Annotated in this window: 26 protein-coding genes; 13 read left to right on the top strand and 13 right to left on the bottom strand. The window is 69.3% G+C overall.

Features of this window, described 5'->3' with window-relative positions:
* Nucleotides 1–13: 13 nt before the first annotated feature.
* Nucleotides 14–1456 (bottom strand): MFS transporter, encoded by a 1443-nt coding sequence (locus tag ACZ3HL_RS29135; protein ID WP_465534793.1) that lies wholly within the window; start codon nucleotides 1454–1456, stop codon nucleotides 14–16.
* 99 nt (nucleotides 1457–1555) lie between these two features.
* On the opposite strand from ACZ3HL_RS29135, the gene ACZ3HL_RS29130 reads away from it, so the two are divergent.
* The 5 genes from ACZ3HL_RS29130 to ACZ3HL_RS29110 all read left to right on the top strand — a co-directional run bounded on the left by ACZ3HL_RS29130 (nucleotide 1556) and on the right by ACZ3HL_RS29110 (nucleotide 6120).
* On the top strand, nucleotides 1556–2191 hold the full coding sequence (locus tag ACZ3HL_RS29130) for a TetR/AcrR family transcriptional regulator (protein ID WP_465534792.1): 636 nt from the start codon (nucleotides 1556–1558) through the stop codon (nucleotides 2189–2191).
* 4 nt (nucleotides 2192–2195) lie between these two features.
* A complete protein-coding gene (locus ACZ3HL_RS29125; RefSeq protein WP_465534791.1) occupies nucleotides 2196–2396 on the top strand; it encodes a hypothetical protein in 201 nt (66 codons plus the stop codon).
* Nucleotides 2393–2809 carry a YkvA family protein gene (locus ACZ3HL_RS29120; RefSeq protein WP_465417758.1) on the top strand — a complete coding sequence of 139 codons (417 nt, stop codon included), beginning with the start codon at nucleotides 2393–2395 and terminating at the stop codon, nucleotides 2807–2809. Before ACZ3HL_RS29125 ends, ACZ3HL_RS29120 begins: the two co-directional genes overlap by 4 nt.
* A gap of 174 nt (nucleotides 2810–2983) precedes the next feature.
* Nucleotides 2984–5293, top strand: a complete 2310-nt coding sequence (locus tag ACZ3HL_RS29115) for a PQQ-dependent sugar dehydrogenase (protein WP_465534790.1) — start codon at nucleotides 2984–2986, stop codon at nucleotides 5291–5293.
* Between the two features lie 248 nt (nucleotides 5294–5541).
* Complete coding sequence (locus ACZ3HL_RS29110) at nucleotides 5542–6120, top strand: hypothetical protein (protein WP_465534789.1); 579 nt, start codon at nucleotides 5542–5544, stop codon at nucleotides 6118–6120.
* A gap of 8 nt (nucleotides 6121–6128) precedes the next feature.
* Here the strand turns inward: ACZ3HL_RS29110 and ACZ3HL_RS29105 are convergent, their stop codons facing one another.
* The 3 genes from ACZ3HL_RS29105 to ACZ3HL_RS29095 form a co-directional block, all read right to left on the bottom strand.
* A complete protein-coding gene (locus ACZ3HL_RS29105; RefSeq protein ID WP_465534788.1) occupies nucleotides 6129–6563 on the bottom strand; it encodes a VOC family protein in 435 nt (144 codons plus the stop codon).
* Nucleotides 6563–7549 (bottom strand): aldo/keto reductase, encoded by a 987-nt coding sequence (locus tag ACZ3HL_RS29100; protein WP_465534787.1) that lies wholly within the window; start codon nucleotides 7547–7549, stop codon nucleotides 6563–6565. Before ACZ3HL_RS29100 ends, ACZ3HL_RS29105 begins: the two co-directional genes overlap by 1 nt.
* A 62-nt stretch (nucleotides 7550–7611) precedes the next feature.
* Nucleotides 7612–8160, bottom strand: a complete 549-nt coding sequence (locus ACZ3HL_RS29095; RefSeq protein ID WP_465534786.1) for a cysteine hydrolase family protein — start codon at nucleotides 8158–8160, stop codon at nucleotides 7612–7614.
* A 61-nt stretch (nucleotides 8161–8221) separates the two neighbouring features.
* Between ACZ3HL_RS29095 and ACZ3HL_RS29090 the strand changes: the two genes are divergently transcribed.
* Entirely contained in the window at nucleotides 8222–10063 is a 1842-nt protein-coding gene (locus tag ACZ3HL_RS29090) for a glycoside hydrolase family 5 protein (RefSeq protein WP_465534785.1), read from the top strand.
* A gap of 6 nt (nucleotides 10064–10069) precedes the next feature.
* Here ACZ3HL_RS29090 and ACZ3HL_RS29085 read toward each other — a convergent pair whose 3' ends face one another.
* Both ACZ3HL_RS29085 and ACZ3HL_RS29080 read right to left on the bottom strand, forming a co-directional pair.
* Entirely contained in the window at nucleotides 10070–10507 is a 438-nt protein-coding gene (locus tag ACZ3HL_RS29085) for a VOC family protein (RefSeq protein ID WP_465534784.1), read from the bottom strand.
* On the bottom strand, nucleotides 10485–11054 hold the full coding sequence (locus ACZ3HL_RS29080; RefSeq protein WP_465534783.1) for a PadR family transcriptional regulator: 570 nt from the start codon (nucleotides 11052–11054) through the stop codon (nucleotides 10485–10487). The genes ACZ3HL_RS29085 and ACZ3HL_RS29080 overlap by 23 nt, the downstream gene beginning before the upstream one ends.
* A gap of 117 nt (nucleotides 11055–11171) precedes the next feature.
* Between ACZ3HL_RS29080 and ACZ3HL_RS29075 the strand changes: the two genes are divergently transcribed.
* A complete protein-coding gene (locus ACZ3HL_RS29075; protein ID WP_465417777.1) occupies nucleotides 11172–11555 on the top strand; it encodes a nuclear transport factor 2 family protein in 384 nt (127 codons plus the stop codon).
* Between the two features lie 423 nt (nucleotides 11556–11978).
* Here the strand turns inward: ACZ3HL_RS29075 and ACZ3HL_RS29070 are convergent, their stop codons facing one another.
* Nucleotides 11979–12635, bottom strand: a complete 657-nt coding sequence (locus ACZ3HL_RS29070) for a DNA alkylation repair protein (protein ID WP_465534782.1) — start codon at nucleotides 12633–12635, stop codon at nucleotides 11979–11981.
* A 264-nt stretch (nucleotides 12636–12899) separates the two neighbouring features.
* Here ACZ3HL_RS29070 and ACZ3HL_RS29065 point away from each other — a divergent pair, with 264 nt between their 5' ends.
* Together ACZ3HL_RS29065 and ACZ3HL_RS29060 are read left to right on the top strand one after the other, a co-directional pair.
* A complete protein-coding gene (locus ACZ3HL_RS29065; protein ID WP_465534781.1) occupies nucleotides 12900–13247 on the top strand; it encodes an STAS domain-containing protein in 348 nt (115 codons plus the stop codon).
* 22 nt (nucleotides 13248–13269) lie between these two features.
* Nucleotides 13270–14502, top strand: coding sequence for a PucR family transcriptional regulator (locus ACZ3HL_RS29060; RefSeq protein WP_465534780.1), 1233 nt, complete (start codon nucleotides 13270–13272; stop codon nucleotides 14500–14502).
* Between the two features lie 4 nt (nucleotides 14503–14506).
* On the opposite strand, the gene ACZ3HL_RS29055 is transcribed toward ACZ3HL_RS29060, so the two are convergent.
* Nucleotides 14507–14800 carry an STAS domain-containing protein gene (locus tag ACZ3HL_RS29055; RefSeq protein ID WP_465534779.1) on the bottom strand — a complete coding sequence of 98 codons (294 nt, stop codon included), beginning with the start codon at nucleotides 14798–14800 and terminating at the stop codon, nucleotides 14507–14509.
* A 197-nt stretch (nucleotides 14801–14997) separates the two neighbouring features.
* Between ACZ3HL_RS29055 and ACZ3HL_RS29050 the strand changes: the two genes are divergently transcribed.
* On the top strand, nucleotides 14998–15936 hold the full coding sequence (locus ACZ3HL_RS29050; RefSeq protein ID WP_465534778.1) for a universal stress protein: 939 nt from the start codon (nucleotides 14998–15000) through the stop codon (nucleotides 15934–15936).
* Between the two features lie 10 nt (nucleotides 15937–15946).
* Here ACZ3HL_RS29050 and ACZ3HL_RS29045 read toward each other — a convergent pair whose 3' ends face one another.
* Nucleotides 15947–16306, bottom strand: a complete 360-nt coding sequence (locus tag ACZ3HL_RS29045) for a hypothetical protein (protein WP_465534777.1) — start codon at nucleotides 16304–16306, stop codon at nucleotides 15947–15949.
* A 70-nt stretch (nucleotides 16307–16376) separates the two neighbouring features.
* On the opposite strand from ACZ3HL_RS29045, the gene ACZ3HL_RS29040 reads away from it, so the two are divergent.
* Nucleotides 16377–17465 carry a carboxylate-amine ligase gene (locus ACZ3HL_RS29040; protein ID WP_465534776.1) on the top strand — a complete coding sequence of 363 codons (1089 nt, stop codon included), beginning with the start codon at nucleotides 16377–16379 and terminating at the stop codon, nucleotides 17463–17465.
* Nucleotides 17466–17582: 117 nt separating this feature from the next.
* Here ACZ3HL_RS29040 and ACZ3HL_RS29035 read toward each other — a convergent pair whose 3' ends face one another.
* The 4 genes from ACZ3HL_RS29035 to ACZ3HL_RS29020 form a co-directional block, all read right to left on the bottom strand.
* Entirely contained in the window at nucleotides 17583–18032 is a 450-nt protein-coding gene (locus ACZ3HL_RS29035; RefSeq protein ID WP_465534775.1) for a DUF6098 family protein, read from the bottom strand.
* 151 nt (nucleotides 18033–18183) lie between these two features.
* Nucleotides 18184–19107 (bottom strand): alpha/beta hydrolase, encoded by a 924-nt coding sequence (locus ACZ3HL_RS29030; protein ID WP_465534774.1) that lies wholly within the window; start codon nucleotides 19105–19107, stop codon nucleotides 18184–18186.
* Nucleotides 19094–21118 carry a CocE/NonD family hydrolase gene (locus ACZ3HL_RS29025; RefSeq protein WP_465534773.1) on the bottom strand — a complete coding sequence of 675 codons (2025 nt, stop codon included), beginning with the start codon at nucleotides 21116–21118 and terminating at the stop codon, nucleotides 19094–19096. Before ACZ3HL_RS29025 ends, ACZ3HL_RS29030 begins: the two co-directional genes overlap by 14 nt.
* 3 nt (nucleotides 21119–21121) lie before the next feature.
* Complete coding sequence (locus ACZ3HL_RS29020; protein WP_465534772.1) at nucleotides 21122–22420, bottom strand: ATP-grasp domain-containing protein; 1299 nt, start codon at nucleotides 22418–22420, stop codon at nucleotides 21122–21124.
* A gap of 74 nt (nucleotides 22421–22494) precedes the next feature.
* On the opposite strand from ACZ3HL_RS29020, the gene ACZ3HL_RS29015 reads away from it, so the two are divergent.
* Together ACZ3HL_RS29015 and ACZ3HL_RS29010 are read left to right on the top strand one after the other, a co-directional pair.
* On the top strand, nucleotides 22495–24009 hold the full coding sequence (locus ACZ3HL_RS29015; RefSeq protein WP_465534771.1) for an FAD-dependent oxidoreductase: 1515 nt from the start codon (nucleotides 22495–22497) through the stop codon (nucleotides 24007–24009).
* Complete coding sequence (locus ACZ3HL_RS29010; protein ID WP_465534770.1) at nucleotides 24009–25106, top strand: carboxylate-amine ligase; 1098 nt, start codon at nucleotides 24009–24011, stop codon at nucleotides 25104–25106. The genes ACZ3HL_RS29015 and ACZ3HL_RS29010 overlap by 1 nt, the downstream gene beginning before the upstream one ends.
* Nucleotides 25107–25116 lie beyond the last annotated feature (10 nt).

The raw sequence follows: 25116 nt of genomic DNA, 5'->3' as shown, positions 1-25116 counted from the left end.
TTCTCGGATTCCGTCAGAGAGCTGCCAGTGACGGAACTTTGGTGCTGGAGCGCGACTTTCGCACCAGCAAGACGACGAGGACCGCGGCGATCGCGAAGGCGACGGACGCGATGGTGATGTAGGTGAAGACACCCGCTCCCGAATTCACCGTCTCGCCGCCGACGGAGACGGCGGTCGACTTGAGCACCGCGGCGCCCACGAAGTCCAGCACCACCGAGCCGATCGCGACGACGACCATGACCAGGCTGGAGACGATGCCCTGCCGTTCGGCGGGCGCGAGTCCGCCCGCCAGGTTGAAGCCGGAGGTTCCCAGCGCGCCGACCGTGAAACCCAGCAGGAAGGCGAAGAACACCGCGACCGGGAACCGCGAGACGCCGAGGAACATCCCGAGGGTGCCCACGGTTCCGAGCGCGATTCCGCCGGCCAGGGTCATCGCCGGCCCGACACGGGTGGCGAGCACCCCGGCCACCGGACCGCCGATCATCACACCGATTCCAGGTGCCGCGAGCAGCAGCGCCAGCGTTCCCTGGCCCGCCAGGCCGTACCCGAGTCCCTGGTCCGCCGAGACATCGCTGACCAGCGGAATGAGCTGGAGCATGCTTTGGTACGAACCGGTGCCGAGGACGAGCACGAGCAACGTGAGCGCCAGGGGCGCGCCGATGTGCCGGAGGTCGATCAGCGAATCGGGCTTCCGGCTCGAGACGAGGAACCACCTCGCCAAGGCCGCGGCACCACCGGCGAGCAGGACCACCGGACCGAGGGCGAACCAGCCGAACTCCGAGCCGAGGCTGACGTAGCCGAGCACTCCGGCAAGGCCGCCGCCGAGGAGCAGCGCTCCTCCGATGTCGATCCTGCCCGGGGTCTTGAGCACGGATTCGGGAAGGACGGCGCGGACACAGATCGCCATCGCGATCGCGACGACCGCCGAGACGAGGAACAAGATCTGGAAACCGAACTCCGCGGCCAGTTTCTCGGTGAGGAAACGGGAACCGATGTTGAGCACCGCGGACCCCGAGGTCACGATGCCCACCACGATCATCGCGATCCGGGGTGCGCAGATCTCGCGGACGATCGCGACGGACAGGAACAAGGCGGCAACGGCCGCCCCTTGCAACAGGCGGCCTGGCACGAAGAGCCAGAGGCCGGGTGCGACCGCGCAGACGAGCGCGCCCGCGCAACTGAGCAGCAAGGTCAGCACCAGCACCTTGCGTTTGCCGTACACGTCGGCGCTCTTGCCGAGCAACGGCGCCCACATCACACCCGCGAGCATCGCGCTGGCGTTGAGCCAGGCCGTCTGATCGGTGCCGAAGTGGTCGAGCATCTCCGGAAGGACGAGCAGCGGTGCGGTGATGGCCGTGTCGACCATGAAGTTGACGAGCACCAGCACCGCCACGAGGCCGATGAGCCGCCCGCTCCAGCTTGTCTGGGGTCCTGCGCCGATCCTGCTCTCCTGCATGAAGGACTCCTTGTGCGGGATTCAGGGAAAGGCGGGTCTTCCGCCTCAAAAACTACACTACACGGTGCAGTTTTCTGCGGCTGAGAATACGATGAGAACATGGCGACCCCGAGAGCGACCGCGCGGACACCGGGCCGTCGGCTGCGAGCCGAGACCAAACGAGCGGCGATCCTTGACGCCGCCGAGGCGTTGTTCGTGTCGGACGGCTACGAACTCACCAGCGTCGACGCGATATCGGCGCGGGCCGGAGTGTCCAAACGCACCGTCTACGACCATTTCGGCGACAAGCAGACCCTCTTCCGCGAAGTTCTCGGCCGCGCCAACGACGCCGTGGTCGCGACCGTGCGCAAGGCGATCGACGAAGAGCTCGCCGACGACCGCGACATCCGCGACGCCTTACTCGGTTTCGCGCGCCGGGTGACGACGGGGATGTTCCCGACTTCGGACTACGCGACGTTCCGGCGGTTGAGTTCCCAGGCCCCGGTGGCGCCGCGGCTACCGGAAGCGGCCCGGGACGAACCCGAACGGATGATGGAGGAACGGTTCGCGAAGTTCGCGGCGGACGGCAAGCTCCGGCCGGCCGACCCGCGGCGCGCCATGCAGCACTTCGTCGCCCTGACCATGCGTCTGGTCCTCGACGTGACCGACGAGGACCAGGAGGGCGCGGTGGGCGAGCCGGAGGTTCTCGCGATCCTCGCCGACGGGGTGGACGTGTTCCTTCGCGCCTACAGCTGACGTCGTGTCCCCTGTGCGAGCGGAGGTGACGCGGGACGTACGCCGTCTCGTCGACCGGGTCCGCCATCAAGGCGGTACGGCGCGCGTGCTGCCGATGGCGTTCACCGGCCCGGCCGGGGAACAGGCGGTGATCGCCGAACCGAACGCTGCCCGCGACGCCGTCGAGGAAGCCGCTCTACGCGCCGACGCTCCCGACCCACGATGACCGGGTCGTTCTGGTGGGATCTGCTGCTCGGCCTCGCCGGTGCGCTGCTCCTGGCCTGGCTCGCGCTGGTTGTGGCGCTCGTCGTCGCGCGGCCGCGTGGCGGGCTGCTCCGTGAGGCGCTGCGGCTGCTGCCCGACGTGCTGCGGCTGATCCGCCGTCTGGCCGCGGACGAGACGCTGCCGCGTGGCGTACGGATCAGGCTCGCACTCCTTCTGGTCTACCTCGCCCTTCCCCTCGATCTCGTGCCCGATTTCATCCCCGTTCTGGGCTATGCCGACGACGCCATCATCGTCACCGTCGTGCTGCGTGGCGTCGTCCGCCGCGCCGGGCTCGACGCCGTCCGCGCGCACTGGCCCGGCACCGACGACGGATTCGGCGCGCTCGCCCGCCTGACCGGCTTCCCCACGGGCTGAGGTGACCGGGTGGATTTCCGGACATCTGACGTCCCAAAATCCACCCGGTCACGATCACTCGGCGGAGAGCCCCTGGCCTGCGTTTTCTGGCAGACGCGTAACAACTTTCGGCTTTCTCGCGGCATACCGGAGAGCCGTCTTTTTCCGGCCGGTCCCCGCGCAGGAGGAGTTCGTGTGCTGAGTTCCCGTCGTTTCCCGTTCCCCCGAAGATCACGGCGCGCACTGGCGGTGGGCGTGGTCGGCCCGTTGGCCGGCGCGCTCGCGGTCGGTCTCGTCACCGTCGCGCCCGCCGAAGCCGCGGTGCCGGCCGGGTTCACCGACACGGTGGCGATCAGCGGGCTCAGCTCGCCGACCGCCACCGCGTTCGCGCCGGACGGCCGGGTGTTCGTCGCCGAAAAGAGCGGCCTGGTCAAGGTCTTCGACTCGCTCGCCGACTCGACGGCGACGGTGTTCGCCGACCTCCGCCCGCAGACACAGGACTTCTGGGATCGCGGCCTGCTCGGGCTCGCCGTCGACCCCGCTTTTCCCGCCAGGCCGTACGTCTACGTCTCGTACACGTTCGACGCGGAACCCGGCGGGACCGCGCCGCGGTGGGGTGACACCTGCCCGACCCCACCGGGCGCGACGGACAAGGGTTGCGTGGTGACCGGCCGGGTCTCCCAGCTGACGATGGGTTCGGCGGGCACGGCCGTCAGCGAAAAGCCTCTGGTCACAGGGTGGTGCCAGCAGTTCCCCAGCCACTCGGTCGGCGCGCTCGCTTTCGGTCCGGACGGTGCCCTGTACGCCGGCGGCGGTGATGGCGCCAGCTTCGCCTTCGCCGACTACGGCCAGGCAGGGAACCCGTGCGCCGATCCGCCCTCGCCTGCCGGAACGAATCTCGCACCGCCGACGGCGGAGGGCGGGGCGCTGCGGTCGCAGTCGCCGCGGCGCCCAGCCGGGCAGCCGGTCCTGCTCAACGGCACGGTGCTGCGCATCGACCCGGACACCGGCGAAGGCGTCCCCGGCAACCCCTTCGCGAACAGCGCCGACGCCAACGCCCGGCGCGTGATCGCCTACGGCGCACGGAACCAGTTCCGGTTCGGCTTCCGGCCGGGCACCGGCGAGCTCTGGGCGGGTGACGTCGGCTGGGACACCTGGGAGGAGATCAACCGCGTCGCCGACGTCGGTGACGGCGTGGCGGAGAACTTCGGCTGGCCCTGCTTCGAAGGCAACGCCAGGCAGGCCGGCTACGACGGCGCGAACCTCGACCGTTGCGAATCCCTGTACTCCTCCGGCGGGCATTCCGCCCCGTACTACGCCTACAACCATCGCGCCAAGGTGGTGGCGAGCGACCCCTGCCCCACCGGGGGCTCGTCGATCAGCGGGATCGCGTTCGAATCCGGCAGCAACTACCCCGCCGAATACGCCGGCGCGCTGTTCTTCTCCGACTCGTCCCGTGGCTGTATCTGGGCCATGCAGACCGTCGGCGGTCAGCCGAGCCCGAGCCGTCTCGTACCGTTCGTGACCGGGGTCAACGTCCCGGTGCAGGTGCTCACCGGGCCTGGCGGCGACCTGTTCTACGTCGCGCTGGGCAGCGGCGAACTCCGTCGCGTGAGCCATCCCGGGGGCACCAACCGGCCGCCCTCCGCGGTGGCCAAGGCGACTCCGACGAGCGGGCCGGCGCCGCTGACCGTGCGGTTCGACGGCACGTCGTCCACCGACCCGGACGCCGGGGACAGCCTGGCCTACGCCTGGGACCTCGACGCGGACGGCGCTTACGACGATTCGTCGGCCTCCGATCCCACCTGGACCTACACCGCGGCCGCCGCCGTCGACGCCGGATTGCGGGTGACGGACTCCCACGGCGCGAGCGCGACCACGACGGTGCGGGTGACCGTCGGCAACCCGGAGGGTCTCGACCCGGTGCCGGTCATCGACGGCCCGGCGGGCACGCTGACCTGGTCGGTCGGCCAGAGTGTGTCCTTCGCCGGCCGCGCCGTCGACGCCCAGGACGGGCAACTCCCGGCTTCGGCGCTTTCGTGGCGGCTCGCGATCCGGCATTGCGCGACCAACGGCACCTGCCACACGCACAACGTCCAGGACTTCCCCGGCGTCGCGGCGGGCTCGTTCGTCGCACCGGACCACGACTACCCGTCGTACCTGCAGCTGACTCTCACCGCGACCGACTCGACCGGCCGGACCGGCAGCAAGACGGTCGACCTCCAGCCGAAGACGGTGTCGCTGAACTTCACTTCCAGTCCCAATCAGGCGATGCTCACCGTCGGCGGCACGCAGCAGCGCACGCCGTTCTCCCGGACGGTGATCGCCGGATCCACCAACTCGATCAGCGCGGACAGCCCGCAGAATCTGCCACCGCTCAACCTGAAGTACGCCTACACCGGCTGGGCGCAAGGCGGCGCGCGGACGCAGAACATCATCGCGCCGGGTACGTCCACGACCTACCAGGCGAAGTACCGGCTCTGCTGGCTGTTGCAACCCTGCTGAAGCCGACCGGACGACACGCGTGAGAGGAGGGACGACACGCCCGCGGCACGGCTCCAACGCGAGTCGTCCGCCTGATCACGCGTGTCGTCCATCCAATCACGCTAGATGGCCACTTCGCCGTGAAAGCACGCTTCTCTCTGTCACGGAACACCTTTCGCGACAGCCGTAAGACCTCCGAAAGGGTCGGAACCCACTCCGGAAACGCCTCGTCGGATCGCCGATTCAGATCCGCACGAAAGGTGATTCCGATGACCTATCCAGGCCTGCCCGGCCAGCAGAACACCCAGCCGTCGACCGTCAAACCCGGTGTCGCCATCGGGATCCTGGTCGCGGTGATCGCGCTGGTCGCCTTCTGCGTCACTGCGTTCGCCGCGCCCGGGTTCCTGCTCCGCAAGGGACCAGGGATCTCGCTGCCCGTGCCCACCCATACGACGACCACCTCGTCCCCCACGAGCACCACGGAAAGCCCGAGCAGCACCAGGGTCAGCCGCCCGAGGAGCACCATCACCAGGCGTCCGGCTCGACCGCCCGAAAAGGGCGTTCAGGTGATCGCGGACTTCCTCGCCAAGATCGCCGCCGGGGACAAGCCGTCGGCGATCGCGCTCGCTTGCGAGACGCAGAAGAGGTTCATGGACGACAAGATCGATTCCCTGCTCCCGCTGGGTTCGCGCGTTCAGGTGACGACCACCGGCGGGACGGCCAAGTTCGTCCTGGCCGACGTCGCCGGAGTCGTCAAAGGACGGTCGGCCAGGGGCACCGTGATCGCGGATCGCAAGGCGGACGGCGATTTCTGCGTCACGACGTTCAGCATCCGCGACGCACGATGAACCCGGCCTCAGTCGAGACAGAACTCGTTGCCCTCGATGTCCTGCATCACGATGCAGGACTCGTTCTCCCCGTCGGCGAGCATGACCCGCTCGCAGACCGCGCCGAGCGCCTCCAGGCGGGCACGTTCGGCCTGGAGGACGGCGAGACGCTCCTCCCCCACGAGCCCGATGCCCGCCCGCACACAGAGATGCACCCGGTTCTTGACGACCTTGCCTTCGGGAACGCGCTGGAAGCACAGCCGCGGACCCACGCCGTTGGGGTCGCCACAGGCGAAGTCGGCGTCCTGTTTCTCGGGCGGAAGCGTGCGGGTGTAGTCGTCCCAGGTCGCGAACCCCTCCGGCGGCGAAGGCACGACATAACCCAGTACCTCGCACCAAAAACGGGCGAGACGCTCGGGTTCCGCGCAATCGAACGTGACCTGGACCTGTTTCACCGACACCATCAGACCACCCTAACCGCTGTCGGACCGAGCAGACCCGCGGCCCGCAGATCGGCCCAGACCTGCGCGGGAACCTCCGCGGCGAAGGATTCCGAGTTGCGTCGTGCCTCTTCGGCGGACCGCATCCCGACCGCGATGCCGGCGACGGCCGGATGCTGGAGCGGGAAGGCCATGGCCGCTTGGGGAAGCGTCACGCCGTGCGCTTCGCACACGTCGGCGATCCGGTTCGCCCGCTCCACGACTTCCGGTGCGGCGGTCTCGTAGTCGAAGTGCGCTCCCCCGGCCGGCCTCGGCACGGCGAGCAGCCCGGAGTTGAAGACCGACGCCGCGATCACCGAGACGCCGCGTTCCTCGCAGGCGGGCAGGAAGGTGTCGAGCGCGCTGTGATCGAGCAGCGTGTGGCGACCGGACTGCATGATCACGTCGACATCGGTCTCCTTGACCAAAGTGGTCAGCATCGCCGTGTCGTACATGCCGGCGCCGATCGCGCCGACGATCCCTTCCGAGCGCAGCTCCGCGAGGGCCGGGTAGCCGTCGCGCAGCGCGTCCTGGAAGTACTCCTCGGCGTCGTGCAGGTACAGCACGTCGATCCGGTCGAGGCCCATCCGCTCCAGCGAATCGGAGACACTGCGCCGGATCCCGTCACGGGTGAAGTCGCGGACCCGGCGGTGCGTCGCGGGGACGTGGAAGCCCGCCGGATCCGTTCGCCCGGCCGGATCCTGGGGTATCAGCAGACGGCCGACCTTCGTCGACAGGACGAAGGAATCGCGCGGCCGCGACCGCAGGAACTCGCCGATGCGGCGTTCGGAATGCCCGATCCCGTAATGCGGTGACGTGTCGAAGTACCGGATCCCGCCGTCCCACGCCGCGGCCAGCGCTCCCGCCGCGGTCTCGTCGTCCAGCGGCGCGAACAACCCGCCGAGCGGCCCGCCGCCGAAACCCAGCCGCGTCACCTCGACCTCGGTGCGCCCGAGTCGCCTCGTCTCCATACCCCGACCCCCTGATCAGCTCGGCGACCACGGTGCCATATCCGGACGATCCGGTCCCGCGATTATTCGCCGGGCCAGTCCGCACACGTCACGACCCCGAACCCCCGGCTCGGGAAGACCGTGTCCACGAAGAAGTCGTGCATCGCCTGATCGCCGTCGGCGCAACCGTCGCGCAACACGGTCACGTGATAGCCGCGATCCGCCGCGTCGTAGGCCGTCGCGGCCACCATCGCGCTGGTCGCGACCCCGGCGATCGCGACCGTGCCGATTCCCCGGGCGCGGAGCACCAGATCGAGATCCGTCCCGGCGAACGCGCTGGCACGGCGTTTCAGCACGACCACGTCCTCGCCGTCGACCGGCAGATCGATCTCGGTCCCGGCCGAGCCTTCGTGGAAGGTGTCCCCCGCTTCGTGGAACGACTTGAACAAAGCGTTCCCCGCGGGCAGGTCGGCTCCGTTGCCGCGAAGTGCGAAGTGGACGAACACGACGAGCGCGCCGGCCGCACGCGCACGCGGCAGCAGATTCCTGATCGGCGGCAGGACTGTCCCGGTGAACGGGTAAGTGCCCGTGATACCTCGTTGGAGGTCACCGATGATCAGCGCGGTGGTCATGCACGGAAGCTACCCGATCGTCCGTATACAACCGGCCGCGCGACTGGCTAGCCTCCGGCGGGTGAGGATCAAGAGTGTGCTGCTCGCCGTCCTGGTCACCGCCGGAATCGTGATTCCCCCGTCCACCGTCGCCGTGGCGGACCCGTCGGAGTGGGTGGCTCCGCTGAGCACACGCGGCCGCTACATCGTCGACGCGGCGGGCGACCGGTTCAAGCTGAAGGCCGCCAACTGGCACGGCGCGAGCGGGACGTGGACCGGCTCGGGCGACGTGAACGATCCGGCCGCGCACCATGCCGGGGAGATCGCTTACCAGACCCCGCTCGGGCTGGACCGGGCTTCGATCGACACGATCATCGACGGACTGGCGGAGCTGGGCCTGAACAGCGTCCGGCTTCCCTTCTCCAACGCGATGATCCACGACACCAGTCCGGTCCCCGACCTCCCGGCGAACCCGGAACTACGCGGGCTCACCCCGTTGCAGGTCTACGACCGCGTCGTCGCGCGGCTGACCGCACGCGGGTTCGCGGTGATCCTCAACAACCACACCACGACCTCCCGCTGGTGCTGTGGTCTCGACGGCAACGAGCGCTGGAACACCGCGCAGACCGAGCAGCGATGGCAGGACGACTGGCTGTTCATGGCGCGTCGCTACGCCGCGAACAAACGGGTGGCCGGTGCCGATCTGTACAACGAGGTCCGCCGCAACGTCTTCGACGATCCCAACTGGGGCTGGGGAAACGGCACGGACTGGCAGCGCGCGAGCCAGCGTGTGGCCGACCGGATCCTGACCGAGGCCAATCCCGACCTGCTGCTCATCGTCGAGGGCATCAACTGGACCGGTCTGCCCGTGGACGGCCTTCCCCACGGAAGGCCCACGCTGGAGCCCGCCCGCACGCTGTCGCATACGCTCGTGGACTCCGGGAAACTGGTCTACGCCGCACATTTCTACGGCTACACCGGTCCGAACCACTCCGGGGCGACCGGCACGGGCGAGACCCACGACCCGCGCTACCGCGACCTTTCGCCGCAAGAACTGCGTGATGTCCTTTACCGGCAGGCGTTCTTCGTCTCGGCGGAGACCGGCAAGCACTACACCGCGCCGCTCTGGATCAGCGAGTTCGGCGAAGGACGTCACACCACCGACGCGGCGAGCCGAGCCTGGTTCGAAAATTTCGTCGGCTATCTCGCGGAGACCGACACCGACTTCGCCTACTGGCCCGCCGTCGGGTTCCACGAGGGCAACACGGGCAACGGCTGGTCCTTGCTCTCCTGGGACACCGCGGGCCGCCGCGCCGACGTGCTCGACGGCACGGACTGGCGTGGCCCCGCGTGGCGACGGCTGGTCGAGGCGCCTTCCCGCTCCGGACGGATCCCCGAGACCGAGCGCTGGTCGGTGCTGAACCTCGACTACGCGGATTTCCAGGCCTCGCGCGGGGTTCGCGCGATGGCGGACTGGAATCCGGGCGCGCGCAAGGGGGTCTGCCCCGACGGTCAGCGGCTCGCCGGTCTTTCCCATACCGGGAACCGCGGCTTGTGCACCGGCAGGCTCGCCGTGCCGGCGGGCTACGCCGTGGTCCGCGGAGAGACCTATGTGGACACCGACTGGGCGCCCGGCTACACCAAGGTGCACTGCCCGCCGGATCACGCCGCGGTCGGCTACAGCGTCACCGGCGCGGCGTTCTCCGCGCTCCTGTGCGGCAAATCGGCCACGCCGCTCGGCAGGACCGGCCGGACGGTCTGGTTCGACCGCGGCGACGACCGGCCGTCCGGGAGTCCCGGCGGCGATTTCGCGTCGGGTCACTACAAGGGCCAATGCGCTCCGGGTGAATACGTCGCCGGTGTCGCGTATACCGGGCGCGTCGGCTCGAATCGCACTCCTGACGCGCTGCTGTGCCGCGCCTGAGCGCGTTCAGTCGACGAAGACGCAGAACGGATGGCCCGCCGGATCCGCGTAGACGCGCAAGGGTTCCACCGGGTCTTCGCTGCGGTCGTACCGGAGCCGCCCGCCGAGTTCGAGGACGCGGACGTGCTGTGCCTCGAGGGCCTCGACCGAGTCCACGGTCAGGTCGAGGTGCAGTTGCTGGGGCACCGGTTCGGCGTCCGGCCGGCTCGCCTCTGGCAGCCGGTCGACCTGCTGGAACGCGAGTTGCGCCCCGCCGTCCGGGTTGCGCAGGACCAGCCAATCCTTGTCCTCGGTGCCGGGCGGGGGCGCTTCGTCACCGGGGCGGTAGTCCCACACCAGCAGCCGCCGGTAGAACTCCGCCAGCCCACGGACGTCCGTGCCGTCCAGCACCACCTGACGGAACTTCGGGCCCGATTTCCGGTCACCCAAGCCGTTCACCTCCATCGCGCTGATCGAGCACCGCGAGAACCGTTTCGCACCAACGAATGTTCTCCTGTTCGAACGCTATCCCCCTGGCGAGGGTCAGATACGGGCCGACACGGGGTGCGGTGGCGAGGAACTCCGCTTCGGCGGACTCGCCGAGCAGACGCTCACGAAGGCGCTCGAACCGCTTGAGCTTCGTCTCGGCGATGGCCATCCTGTCCGCGACCGCGCGCCGGACCTCCCTGTCGTCGCCTGCCTCCAGGGCTTGGACCTGGACCAGCAACTCGTCGCGGATCGCGGTCGGCTTCGGTGCCCGGGTGGTGAATTCGGCGAGCTCGGCCGCACCCGCGTCGGTCAAGGAGAAGAGCCGCTTGGTGGGCCGCCGCCGCTGTTCGACGACTCGCGCCGCCACGAGACCCTGCGCCTCCATCTTGTCCAGTTCGCGGTAGAGCTGCTGCGGTGTCGCGGTCCAGAAGTTGGCGACCGACGCGTTGAAGCTCTTCGCCAGGTCGTAGCCCGAGGACTCGCCGTCCAGGAGCGTCGCGAGGATCGCGTTTCGCAGCGCCATGGCGCGATGATAGTGGATTAGTCGCAAAGTTGATTAGACACTTTGATGGACAGCGGCGCGGTGATCACCTACGCTCGGCGTCATCTACTCAACAAGTTGACTATGAGGAGATCGCCCATGCCCACGTTCCGCGAAGCGGTCGAAGCGAAGGACGCCGCCGCGATCGAGGCGCTGCTCGCCGACGACGTGGTCTTCACCAGTCCGGTGGCGTTCAAGCCCTACCAAGGGAAGGCGATCACCGCGGCGATCCTGCGCGGTGTGCTGCGCGTGTTCGAGGACTTCCGCTACGTCCGCGAGATCCACGACGGCGCGCATCACGTGTACGAGTTCGAAGCGACTGTCGACGGGCTGGAGATCAACGGCTGCGACATCCTGACCTTCGACGGCGACGGCAGGATCACCGACTTCAAGGTGATGGTCCGGCCGTTGCGGGCGGCCGAGGCGCTCGCGGCGCGGATGGGTGCCCAGTTCGAGGCCATCAAGGCGGACGCGCTCGGCTGAGGCGCCGGTCCCGAAGTCCGTGAAGGCCTCCTTGAGGGACTCTGGGTCCCTGAAGGAGGCCTTCACGGACTGGACGGCGGACCAGCCTTCCCAGAATCGCGGCTCCATCGGGCACCGAGACAACGGTGCCCCCAATGTGGCATCGGAGACGTTCGGTGTCCCCAATGCCACATCGGGGGCACTCGACCGCCGACCACACCGGTGGGTGAGCAAATGCAGTCCCTGAAGGAGGCCTTCACGGACTTCGTTTGCGTGCCCACGCCTGACTTGCGGGCTGGCGTGTGGGCCGTAAGGCGTGCGACCACCAACGTCGATGAAGGAATTGGGACCTTGAGCGTCCCGATTCCTTCATGAACGAACCACCACGCCACTCTCGGGCCCCGAGCCGGAGCAGCGGCCTTCACGGACAGGCAACCCCGCGGGTCACGACTGCCGTCGCACCATCTCGGCGATCCAGACGGGCGCGAACGGCGACGTGCAGTTCGGCGGGGTCGGATAATCCTTGAGTACCTCGAGGCGCTCCCCGATGCCGATCGCCCGGGCGCGATGTTCCGGATGGTCGATCCCGATCTGCGCCAGGCAGTGGTTCATCGCCCACTGCAGGCGATCCGGCGCGGTCTTCATCTCCGCTTCGATGACGTCGAGCAGCCTGGCGAGGTCGAGGCCCTCGGGCTGCTTCGCCACACGTTCGGTGGTCAGCGCCCAGCCGGCGCTCGCGACGACAGGGTCCGGATCGGCGGACCACGCCAGGCGCAGCTCTTCGGCGTGCGGATTCTTCTTGACCACGTAGTTCACGAGCCAGTCGTGCACCTTCGGGGTCCGCGCCTCGCGCACCATGCGGTCCAGCTCGTCGCGGTCGAACGCCTTCGGACGGCAGATCAGGAGTGCGAGCAGTTTCGCCGCCGTGTCGCCGGTTTCCCACAGCTCGCGCGCGAGCTCCTGCTGGGTTTTCAGCCGCTTCGCGATCGCGCGCAGCTTGCCGAGGTTCACCCCGTGGTCGTCGCCGTGTTTCTCGTTCACCTGCCGGGCGCGCGGGTCTTCGAGCGCGGCCAGTTCGGCCATCACCTCGGCTGTCGTCATTTCGGCCTCCCGTGACGCCAGCCTACGGTCGGCGAAGCCCGGGCGCGGAGGGCGTGACGACCTGCCGGGCACCGCTCACCCGGCGTGCCGGGCCACAAGACTGCTACGGTTGACCCGTCGCGGTTCAGACACCAGCCGCCGGGTCCCTTTTCCGGGTCTGGCCTGCCCACCGGGCAGCAGCCGGCCCCCTCAAACCGGCAAGGAGTCAACTTGACCGATTACCGCGCACCTACTTCTTATCCGGCACGTTCGACGCGGAGATTCGTGTCCTCACTCGACATTTCGATCACCGCTTCCGCCGAAGACACGGTGGTCGCCGTAGCCGGGGAAATCGACCTCGGCGTCTCGGACGACCTGCGACGAGCGCTGGACGAGGAGCTCCGGTTCAAGCCGTCGGCACTGATCGCGGATCTGTCCGCGGTCACCTTCTGTGATTCGTCCGGCTTCACCGTTCTGGTCCAGATCCGCGCGAAGGCCGAAGAAGCGGGCGTCCCCTTCATCATGGTCACCCAGGAGCGGGCCCTGCTGCGGCCGATGTCGCTGCTCGGCCTCGACGCCGTCTTCACGGTGCACCCGACCCTCGATTCGGCACGGGACGTGCTCGCTCGCTGACCAGGTGTCATGATGGGCGGTTGTGACGAGTGACAAGCCCTTCCGTATCGGCGGACGTCCCCTGACGGAACGGCTGACCGAGGCCCTGCCGTCGCTCACGAAGACGGTGCTCGCCGAGATCGTCTCCCGGATCCCGGAGTACGGTCTGCTCCCCGCCGAGGAACTCAGCGGCGACATCACCCGGGTGATCGAGCAGAATCTGCGCTCGTTCATCGACTCTCTGCGCACCGGGTCCACGCCGAAACGGGAGGAGCTCGCCCTCCTCCGCGAGTCGGCGGCCCGGCGCGCGGAGGAGGGCATCCCGATCGACATCGTGCTCACCGCGTACCACATCGGCGTCCAAGTGGTCTGGGCGTCGTTGAGGCCGGACGCGCGCCCGGAGGAGGTCGCCGACGTCCTCGCCGTCAACGCGCTGACCCTGCGCTACCTGGAAGTGGTCACGCCCGCGGTCGGCGCCGGATACCTCGACGAGCGGCAGACGATGTTCGACGACGAGCGGTCGGCACGGCATACGGTGCTTTCCGCGCTGCTCGACGGCGAACCCGCGGAGGTCGCGGCGGGGCAGGCCGGGCTGCGGCTGCCGCCGTGCTACCTCGTCCTGGCGGTGTCGGTCGGAGCGCATCCGGACGAGGAGGTCGACGGGGTCGACCCGCTGGTCGCCGGGCGGCGGAAGCTCCGGCGGCTGCGGGTCGAACTGGAGCGGCAGATCCGGGGCACCGTCCTGACCTCGCTCACTCCGGAAGGCGGCATCGCCTTGCTACCGCACGAAACCCCGGCCGGCGAACTGTCCACACGGGACTGGGCGCGGCTGGACCGCGTCTTCGCCGACGTCGCCCGCACGGCCGGGGCGGAGGTGATCGCCGGGGCGGCCGCCGCCGAACCCGCCGGGGTGCCCGACGCGGCGAAGCTCGCGCAGGACGTGCTCGCGGTCGCCATCGGATCCGGGCGGCCGCCCGGGCTGTACCGGCTCGACGACGTCCTGCTCGAATACCAGCTCTCCCGTCCGGGGCCGGCGCTCGACCGGCTGGCTTCCAGGCTGGCGCCGCTGGACGGAAACGAGGAACTCCTGCAGACGCTGGAGACCTTCCTCCGCCGGGGCGGGCGCCGTCAGACCGCCGCCGCCCTGCACGTCCACCCCAACACGGTCGACTACCGCCTGCGCCGGATCGCCGACCTCACCGGACTGGATCCCACCCGGCTCGACCACGTCGCCCTGGTGAGCGCGGCACTCGTCGCTCGTGCGACCCGGTTGTGACTCGTCACAGCGTGTGGAGTTTGCCGGCCTCGCAGAGGCCGAGCATCCGGCGGGCGGACCGGCATTCGCCGGGGAAGACGAAGAGCCGTGTGTGACTGTCCTCGGCCAGCAACTGCGCCCGTTCGAGCACCCGGATACCCGTCGCGCCGAAGAACTCGAGTTCGGACAGGTTGAGGATGAGCGTGGTACCGCTGCCGTGAAGCCGCTGGGCGAGCATCTCCCACAGTCGCGGCGCGGTCCCGAGATCGACCTCGCCGTTCGCCTTGACGACGGCGGTCCCCTTGGTCGGCCTGCTCACGTGCAGCCGGAGACGTCCTCGAGGTTCCTCGAGGGCCCGGAGTTCGGAGGCCGCTGAGAAGGCGCGCTTCTTGTCAAGCGCGCGGGGCGTCGACAGGGAAGTCATACCTGGAAGTACCCAGGTACGCGGCCCGGCGAAACGGATCGCTTGAAGACCGCCTGAAGCGGGTATCACCACCGCGTCGGAGGTGATGTTCCATGTCCGCTGCACAGAGCGGTACCGGACCGGTCGTGACCGGTTTCGACGGGTCGCCCGAGGCGCGCCGCGCCGTCCGCTGGGCGGTCGCCGAGGCGAAGACCCGCGACCTCGGCCTGGTCCTCGCGTACTGCACCCGGGACCGGCTCCCCCCACCCGGCTCGGACCCTGTCGCGACGCCGTTGAACGAAGCGGTTCCCCAGGCCGCCGACGACGCGGCGGAAGTGGAGCCTGCCCGCCGTCAACTCGCTTCGATGACCGAAGCCCTCAAGCGCTCCGACCCCGATCTCGACGTCCGCACCGTCGTCCGCGGCGGCACTCCGGAGGAGGTCCTGACCTCGGTCGCGGACGAGGTGGACGCGGCGATGATCGTGCTGGGCGAATCCCACACCGGGTTGTTCACCAGAGCGGTCCTCGGTTCGACCGAATCGGGCGTGACCAAGACCGCCGGTCGTCCCGTCGTGGTCGTGCGCGGCGAAGAGCCTCCGCCGGGTGGACCGGTGATCCTCGGTACCGACGGCTCCGAGCAGAGCGCGCAGGCGGCGGGGTTCGCGTTCGATTTCGCGGCGAGGCACGGGCTCACCGTGCACGCGGTCCACGTCGCGCGGATGCCGATCTGGGGGCCCGCGAGCGAACCCCTGCTCGGCGGCCCGGTACTGGATCCGGCGCCCGGTCTCCCCCAGGAGGTCGCCGACGAACTCGTCGCCCGGCAGCTCGAACCATGGCGGGAGCGCTATCCGGACGTCGCCGTCGAGCTGGTGCACGGGGTGGGGCCCGCCGCGCAGGCGCTGACCGTGCAGTCCAGTGAGGCCGCGCTGCTGGTGCTCGGCCGGAGCGATCACGGCGATCTGCGGCGCCTGCTGCTGGGTTCGGTCAGTGACGACGCGTTGCACCACGCGCACTGCCCGGTGGCGGTGGTCCGCGCCCAACCGGTCAGCTGAGCGCGGAGCGTCACGAAGAGGCCAGCTCTCCGAGCGTTCGCCGGGAAACGCGCAGTTCGGCGGCCATCAGGAGGCCGCCCGTCCGAGCCTGCGCGAGCGCGTAGCCGACTTCGGCGACCTTGTCCCAGGCCTCGGCCGGCGTCTCACCCGCGCCCACCTGGCCGTCCAGCAGACTCGCTTCGAGTTGCTTCTGCAGGCCCGGCAGGACATTGGCGAGGTCGTCGGCGAGCCGCTGCAACGCCTCGATGGTGCGGCAGAGGTCGGCGGGCGAGGCAGGTTCCTCGTCGCGCAGCCTGGTGTACAGGTGACGGACGACCGACCCGGCCTGTGCGGCCAGCAGGTACGGCGGCTCCTCCGACTTCGGTGTCATGCCCTGAAATACCCCGTCCACGACCTGCGAAAACAAGTTTGTGGCGAGAGGGCCGTGGGTATCAGCGGTTGTGAACAAGGACGTACTCACTTTCGGGGTCGAGGAAGAGTTCTTCGTGGTGGACCGGGCAGGTCACCTTGCCCCGGCGGGCGACGCCGTCGTGGACGCCGCGGACGAGGACGAAGAGCAGGGCGAACTCCAGCAGGAGCTCACCCTCTCCCAGGCCGAATCGGCCACCGGTGTCTGCACGACCCATGACGAGGCCGAGCGGCAGCTGACGACGATGCGGGCGGAACTGGCCATGGCCGCCGCCCGGCGGGGCTGCCGTCTGCTGCCCAGCGGGAGCGCGCCGCTCGCGGAGACGGCCTTGCCCGCCATCACCCCGAATCCGCGCTACGAGCGGATGTCCGAACATTTCGGGGCGACCGCGCGGACGTCGCACACCTGCGGCTGTCACGTCCACATCGCCGTCCCCGACCGGGAAACCGGGATCCGGGTGATCAACCACGTCCGGCCCTTCCTGCCCGCGCTGCTGACGGTGACCGCCAATTCCGCGATCTGCGACGGGTACGACACCGGGTACGCCAGCTGGCGCTACCAGCAGTGGAACCGCTGGCCGTCGGCCGGTTCACCGCCGCTGTTCACCTCGCTGGACCACTACGAAAGCGTCGTCGACGCCTGGCTCCGGGCGGGCGCCATCCTCGATCGCGCGATGGTCTACTGGGACGTGCGGCTTTCCGAGAAGCAGCCGACCGTGGAGTTCCGGCTCGGCGATGTCGCCGCCACCGCCGGCGAAGCGGTTCTGCTCGGGGTGCTGATCCGGGGGCTGGTCGGCACGATCCTCGCGACGGAGGGGGATCCCTCGCACCTGTCCAACGAGGTCCTGCGGGCCCAGATCTGGCGCGCGTCACGGGAGGGACTCTCCGGCCGCTGCCCGCATTTCCGGACCGGCGACCTCGCCCCGGCGAACGACGTGCTCCACGACGTCGTCACCTTCGCGGCCGGTGCCCTCGAAGAGACGGGCGACCTCGATCTCGTCCGCGACGGCTGCGACCGGCTCGCCGCCGAAGGCAGCGGGGCGGACCGGCAACGGGCCCGGTTCGAGAAGCGGCGACGCGCGGAAGACGTCGTGGACCTCTTGGCGGTCCGGCCGGAGTAGCCCGCCGCCGTGATCGAAGACCGAACTCGCGTGCCTGGAGCCGTAACTCGCGTGCTTGAAGGCGTAACTCGAGAGTTACGGCTTCAAGCACGCGAGTTACGCCTTCGATCACGCGAGTTACGGCGTCCGGCCCAGTTCCGGCGGGCGGCGCAGCGGGCCCCAGTCCGTGTCGTGCCGGGCCTTGTCGCGCAACAGCTCGCGGGCTTCGCCGAGGACCGCGGTGGAGATCCTTCCGACGGGTTCGGGAACGGTCAGCAGCGGCTCGTTGTCCGGCCCCGAGCCCACGATCCGGCCGGCCAGCACCCAGGGCTTGGTCTCGCGACGGCGTTCGTGCCGGAGGTGGCAGTAGTCGTAAAGCCGCCTGGCCAGCCAGAGTTCGAGCGGCTGGTCGCGCCACCAGGGTTCGGGGTCGAGCGGGTTCACCGAGAGTCCCGGCAGTTCCGCGCCGGTGAGTTCGTCCAGGCTCGTACCGGGACGATGTTCGGGAGTCGGCGCCCACCGGACGTACAGGCCTTTCCGCCGCCGGACCAGCGCGGCGAGCTCCCCCAGTGATTCCAGCTGCTGCATCGAGCGCTCCTGTGCGACGGGTGGACACGGTGACCGGCGCGCCGGCGTCCCTGCCCCGCCGGGGTTGCCCACGCCGGTCCACCTCACGGCCGGCGGACGTACAACCTCGCTGCACCGGCCGTTGCCTTCCGGTTACCCGCTCTTCACGCGGCTACACCCCTTTCACGAGCGCTCGGTCCACAAGATGCGCGATCTCCTCCAGCGCCAGCTTCGCTTCCGGGATCGAGGCCAGCATCCACGCGTGGATCATGCCCTCGTACTCGTGGTAACTCAGCGGCACGCCCTGTTCGGTGCACAGCGTGTGGAGGCGCCGGGCGTCGGACAGGAGGACGTCCTTGGTTCCGATGTAGACGGTCAGTGCCCCGAGCCCCGAAAGGTCGCCGAACACCGGGCTGAGCCGGGGATCGGTACGTGGCAGCTGTCCACTGTAGAGCCTGGCCGCCTCGTTCAGGCCGGTGAGCGCGAGGTACGGGTCCCGCTCGTCCAGCGCGGGTTGCGCCGGGTGGCTCATCGTCAGGTCCAGCCACGGCGACAGCAGGACGGTCTCCTTGGGCACCGGCCTTCCTTCGTCCCGCAACGCCTTGATGAGCGCCAGTGCGATCCCCGCGCCGGCGGAATCCCCCATCACGATCTGCTCCTCCGGGCCGGCGCCCGCGGAGAACTCGTCGTAGGCACGGCGGACGAACGCGGTGGTCTCCGGGCACTGGTGGTCCGGGGCCAGCGGATAGATCGGCACGGTGACCGAGCAGCCGGTGCGGTCGATCAGCCGTCCGAAGAACCGCCAGTGGTCGTGCTGGATCTGGTGCACGTAGGCGCCGCCGTGGAAGTACAGCACGTGCTTGCCGTCCCCGCCGCCGCGCGAGCGGATCGTGTAGCAGGGCCGCCCGTCCACTTCGGACCGCTGGACGTCGAACCGGCGCCTGACCGAGCGGATCGGCCCCCGATCTCCCTTCGCCTGGCTGCTTTCGATGCTTCGGCGGAACCGGTCGAGCTCGGCGTAGGTGCGCTTCCGACCGGTGAGGCGCAACCACGCGAGCAGCGACTTCGCCGCGAGACTCGTCTTAGACCTGATCACGGGGAACCGTCCGATGCCAGTTGCGGGAGAACGTCCTTCGCTCGCCTTCGTAGGCGTCGAGCTGCGCGTCGACGACGAACTCCGTGGGTGTGCAGGAAACCCGGGTACGGGTCTCGGACCTCGCTTCCCAGTCGCCACGGGCGAACGTCATCGACCAGGCCGTCTCCGCCACCGGCGAGCAGAAGTCGTCGGCCACCCACGAGTAGCGCTCGAAGACGTTCCTGGTGACGTCCAGATCGATGTCGTCGAACCGGACCTTGCCCTCGTCCTTGACGATGTCCAGCGCGGACCGGTAGTCGATCAGGTCACGCGAGACGGTCCAGCGCTGCTCGCCGGGCTCGATCTGGGTCGCGGGCAGCGGTTCCGCCCCTTCGGGTTCGCCGAACGGCCGCGCGGGTACCTCGTCGGCTTCCGCCATCGGCCGCACCGGCAGCGTGAGCGAACTCTGTCCTGTGTGGACGGTCACCATCGCCGGTTCCGGCGGCGGCCACGCCAGCGGCCAGTACGACGACGAGAGCGACAGCCGGATGCGGTGCCCGGTGGGGAACGCCTGCGCGACGGCGTTGAGCTCGACGCGCACCCGGTACCGCTTACCCGGTTCGAGCGGCTCCGGTTCGTCGTGCCCGTCCCGGTGGGTCAGGTTCAGCAGCCCGTAGGTCACGCGGGTGGCCCTGCCGTCCGGGGCGACGTCGGACAGCCGGACGGCGACCTGCGCCACCGGTTTGTCCGCGGAGACCTCCAGATCCACCACCGGCGAACCGAGGATCTCACACGGCTCGGTGAGTTCGTCGGTATCGAAGACGAGCGAGCCGCCGTCCTCCTCCCGCTGGTCGTAGGGCAGATCGGGCGGAGCGCTGTAGGAAGCCCACTTGCCGGCGAACTGGCCGACCGAAAGCGGCGACTCCACCGACAGGTTCTCCGCCGGGACCTCCTCACCCGGACGGGCGATCCGGTGCCGGGCGAGCCGGTGCTCGGACGGGCGCACATGCGGTGAAGGCCAGGACGGCTCCCCGACCCAGCGGCCGGGACGGTCCTCGTACGAGGTCGACGGCGGGACGCTGTCCTGCATCCAGGTCTGGAGCATCGGCCCGTCCATGACGCCGTTCTCGACGTCCTTCAGCCAGTGGTCCCACCAGCGGACCAGTTCCTGCAGATACCCGATGGCGGGGCCGGGCCGTCCGAGATGCGGGTACTTGTGGGACCACGGCCCGATCAGCCCGCGCCGCGGCACGTCGAGATTGGCCAGCAGCCGCGAAACCGCGTTCGAGTACCCATCCGCCCAGCCGCTGGAGGCGAGGACCGGCACCTGGACGTCACTGTAGTTCTCACAGACCGACGCGTGCCGCCAGTAGTCGTCCCGGCGCTGGTGGCTCAGCCATTCACCGGCCCAGAGGCCGCAGTTCTCCAGCCGTTCGTGCCACAGCTCGCGCCACCGCTCACCCGCGAGCGCGGGGTCGGGCGGCAACGTGGCGTAGGCGAACATCGTGGAGGCTTCGGCGACGTTGTCCGAAAGCAGGCAACCACCCATGTAGTGCATGTCGTCGGAGTAGCGGTCGTCGGTGAACGACGAGATCGCGATCGCGGTCAGGCTCGGCGGTTTGCGCGCCGCCACCTGCAACGCGGCGAACCCGCCCCACGAGATCCCCATCATGCCGGTCCGGCCGGAGCACCACGGCTGCGCGGCGATCCACTCCAGGACGTCCTCGGCGTCGAGTTGCTCCCGCTCGAGGTACTCGTCGGCGAGAACGCCCTCCGACTCCCCCGAACCTCGGATGTCGACGCGGACACAGGCGTAGCCGTGTCCCGCGAGGTACGGATGGTGCACGGAGTCCCGCACCGAGGTCAGGTCGCGGTGACGGTACGGGATGTACTCCAGGATCGCGGGGACCGGCTCACCGTCCGAAGCGACCGGCCGCCAGATCCGGGCCGACAACCGGACACCGTCGGACACCGGGATCCAGACATGGTCCTCCTCGGTGATCTCGTACGGCAGCGAGGCCACCGTCCGCATGGGCTATCCCTCCTCGAAGTCGAACCGCAATGCCTCGACGCACCGGCGGTATTTGCTCTCCATCTCCCGTTCGGTCTGTGCCGCGACGAAGATGTGCGCGAGCTCGTAGCTGTAGCTGTCCTGTTCGGGCAGATCGGAGAGCCGGACCCCCTTCTCGGCCACCGGCTCGATCTTCACCCCGGGGATCTCCGCCTCCAGGTCCGCGATCTCGCCGCGGGTGGGCACCCGGGTGACCAGCCCGTCGCGGAAGCGGCGGTAGTACCACTTGCCCGCGATCCGGTAGTCACCCCGGTTGCGCCGCGTCCGGGGGTCCTGGCCGAGGCCCAGCTGGACCATGATCTGGTGGTTCGCCACCCCGTCGACGTATTCGAACAGCTCCGCGTGGGACTGCGAATGCCGCGGATTGATCTCCAGCAGGCAGGCCTGGCCGGATTCGGGGTGGCAGAAGAACTCGATGCTGAACGTGGCGTTGTCGAAGCCGATCTGCTCCATGACGCGGACGGAGATCTCCTTCATCCGCTCGACGGCGTCCTCGGGCAGCTGCGAGGGGTACTGATGCCGCTGGAACGAAGCGGTGTCGGGATAGTTGATCGAATCGATGACGCCGTAGACCGTGACCTGTCCTTTGTAGACATAGCCTTCGGTCGCGGCCTGCACGGCGTTGAGCTCACCTTCCGCGAGGCACGCGGCTCCCCCGGCGGCGGCCACCTCGGCGGGGAGATCGACCGTGGCGAGCACACGCTCGAAGGGCTTGCCGACCCGGTCGACACCCGCCCGGATCTCGGCGACGGCCTTGTCGAACTCGTCCTCGTCGGCGACGTGGAAGGCCAGCTCCGAGGAGAACGACTTCACCGGCTTGAGCCACATGGGGTAGTCGACACCCTCCGGCGGCCGGGGGTCGTCCTCGTCCAGGTCGACGATGCCGAACGCCGGCACCTCGTCGATCACCTTCGACTGTTCGAGGCGGCTCCAGTACTTGTGCTCGCATTTCAGCACGGCTTCCAGCGAAACACCGGGAAGGCCGTACTTCTCGCACAGCATGGCCACCATCGTCGAAGACGGGAAGTCCCAGTAGCTGACGATCGCGTCGATCGGGCCGTCGAAGGCGTCCAGCTGCGACTCGGCCTTCTCCACGAGTTCCACGATCGGGATCTCGCCGTGCTGGAGTTCCTCGGGCGACAGCAAGGCGTGGAAGCGATACCGGTCGGCACCGGGGACTCGTCTCAGCACCTCGTCATTGCTGTCGTCGAGACCGATCACGAAGATGTTCTTTTCCTCTGGGGGCCTGGAGGATGTGGTCATAGGCCAGTGCTACCCGCTCCGAAGTTCCGGAAAACCCTGGTTTGCCCCTGTCGCCGCCCGGGAATCCGGCCGTCATGACCGAGTTGCCCGGAACGCGTTCACTGTGGCTCGACACCGCTCCCGCTCCCGACCGCACCGGAACGCCGCTGCCGCCGGAGGCCGACGTCGCCGTGCTCGGCGGCGGTATCGCCGGGCTCACGACGGCGTACCGGCTGGCGAGGGCGGGCCGCTCGGTCCTGGTGCTGGAGGCCGGCCGCCTCGCGGCCGGGGTTTCCGGCCACACCACGGCGAAGGTCAGCACCCAGCACGGGCTCAAGTACGCCACGCTGGCCAAGACGAAGGGCTCCGAAGCCGCCGCGACGTACGCGTACACGCAGGCGGCCGCGCTGGACTGGATCGCCGCGGCCACGGCCGAACTCGGCATCGACTGCGGTTTCACCCGCGCCGACAGCTTCGTCTACACGACCCATCCCGGGACGGTCGAAAGCCTCGAACGCGAGGCGGAAGCGGCCGCCGAGGCCGGTCTTCCGGCCTCATACGTCACCGAGGTCGACCTCGACGTGCCCGCCCTCGGCGCGGTGAAGTTCGCCTCTCAGGCGCATTTCCACCCACGCCGCTGGCTGCTCGCGCTGGCCGACGAGATCGAACGCGCGGGCGGGACGATCGTCGAGGGGGTGCGGGCGGAAGGCGTCGACGAACTCGGCGGCGTCAAGGTGCGCACCAGTTCCGGCGAAGTCCGGGTGGGTGAGGTCGTGGTGGCCACCCACTACCCCGTTTTCGACCGCGGCCTGTTCTTCGCCCGGCTCGACCCGGTGCGCGACCTGGTCGTCGCGGGACCGGTGGAAGGCAATCGCTCGCCCGACGGGATGTACCTCGACGCCGACACCCACCACTCCGTGCGGAGCTACCTCAAGGACGGCGTCCCGTACGCGGTCGTGGGCGGCGAGCACTACCGGGTGGGTGACTCCGTCGACGTCGAGAGCCGCTACGAACGGCTGGCGAGCTGGGCGGGCGAGCACGCGGGGGTGCACCGGGTCACCCATCGGTGGTCCGCCCATGATCTGTCTACTTTGGACTCGGTGCCGTACGTCGGGCGCTATCACCCGGCGAGCCGCCACCTCTGGGTCGCCACCGGCTTCGGCCAGTGGGGGATGACCGGCGGCACCGCGGCCGGGCTGCTGCTCGCGGATCTCCTGACCGGACGTGACAACCCGTCCGTGAGTCTGTACGACCCGAACCGTTTCGACCTCCGGTCCGCGATCTCGACCGTCGAGAACAACGCCACCGTGGCGAAGTTCCTGGTCGGCGACCATCTCAGCGCGCTGCGCAAACCAGCGTCGCTGGACGAGATCCTGCCCGGCGAGGCGAAGGTGACCCGTGACGGCGGCGAACTCGTCGCCGCCTACCGCGATCCGGGCGGTGAACTGCACGCCGTCGGTGCCCACTGCACCCATCTGGGTTGCCTCGTCGCGTTCAACAACGCGGAGAAGACCTGGGACTGCCCTTGCCACGGTTCGCGGTTCGGTCTGGACGGGTCGGTGATCCAGGGGCCGGCCGTGCGCGCGCTGCCGAAGAAGCGGGAGCGGTGATGACCGGCATCGGTATCGAAGAGGAGTTCCTGCTGGTCGACCCCAGGACCGGGGTGAGCTGTCCCCGGGCGGAGGCGGTGCTCGAACGGCACCGGATCTGCTGTCCGCTGCCGGACGGCGCCGCGGTCCACCGGGAGCTGCGGCCGACCCAGATCGAGGCCGCCACCGGGGTCTGCGAAACCGCCGACGAGCTGTACGAACACCTGACCGCCGGGCGCCGCACGCTCGCCGAAGCGGCCGCGGCAGAGGACTGCGCCGTCATCGCGTCCGGCACTCCCCCGCGCCGCTCACCCGAGCGCGACTACGGTACCGACGACCGGTTCGGCAAGGTCGACGCGCTGTACGCGGGCGTGGTCAAGGCGTACGAAGCCTGCGGATGCCACGTGCACGTCGGCGTCCCCGACCGGGAGACGGCGGTCGCCGTCGTGAACCATCTGGGTGAATGGCTGCCCACCTTGCTCGCGCTGTCGGGCAACTCGCCCTTCGAGGGCGGCCGCGACACCGGCTACGAGAGCTGGCGGATGGTCGAGCAGAGCCGGTTCCCCGGTTCCGGCGTCGCACCGTACTTCGCGGACGCCGCCGCTTACGAGGAGCAGGTCGGACGGCTGGTGGACTGCGGTGTCCTGGTGGACGAGAACCAGACCTTCTGGCTCGCGAGGCCGTCGGCACGGTGGCCGACGGTCGAGGTGCGCGCCGCCGACACCGCCTCCACCGTCGACGAAGCAGTCCTTCAGGGCCTGCTGACTCGCGCGCTGGTGCGCACCGCCCTCTCCGATCTGGACCACGGGGTGGAGGCCGCGCCGCTGGATCCGCAGATCGCCGCCGCCGCGGTGTGGACGGCCGCACGTCACGGTCTTTCGGGACCGGCCGTCGATCCGGTCGCGGGAAAGCCGGTCCCCGTGGGCGACCGGGTCGCCGCGCTGCTGACGCATACCAAGCAGGCGCTGGAGGACACCGGGGACGCGGAGCTCGTCCGCACCCTTCTCGGGCAGCTGGAACGGGAGGGCACCGGTGCCGAACGGCAACGCCGGGCCGCCGTCGACGGCGAGGTCGCGGTCTTGCGGATGCTGACCGAAGAGACGGTTCCGCACGCCTAGACCGGGTACT

It is taken from the genome of Amycolatopsis sp. NPDC000009 (assembly GCF_055563465.1).
This window is presented reverse-complemented; position numbering and strand designations above follow the sequence as displayed.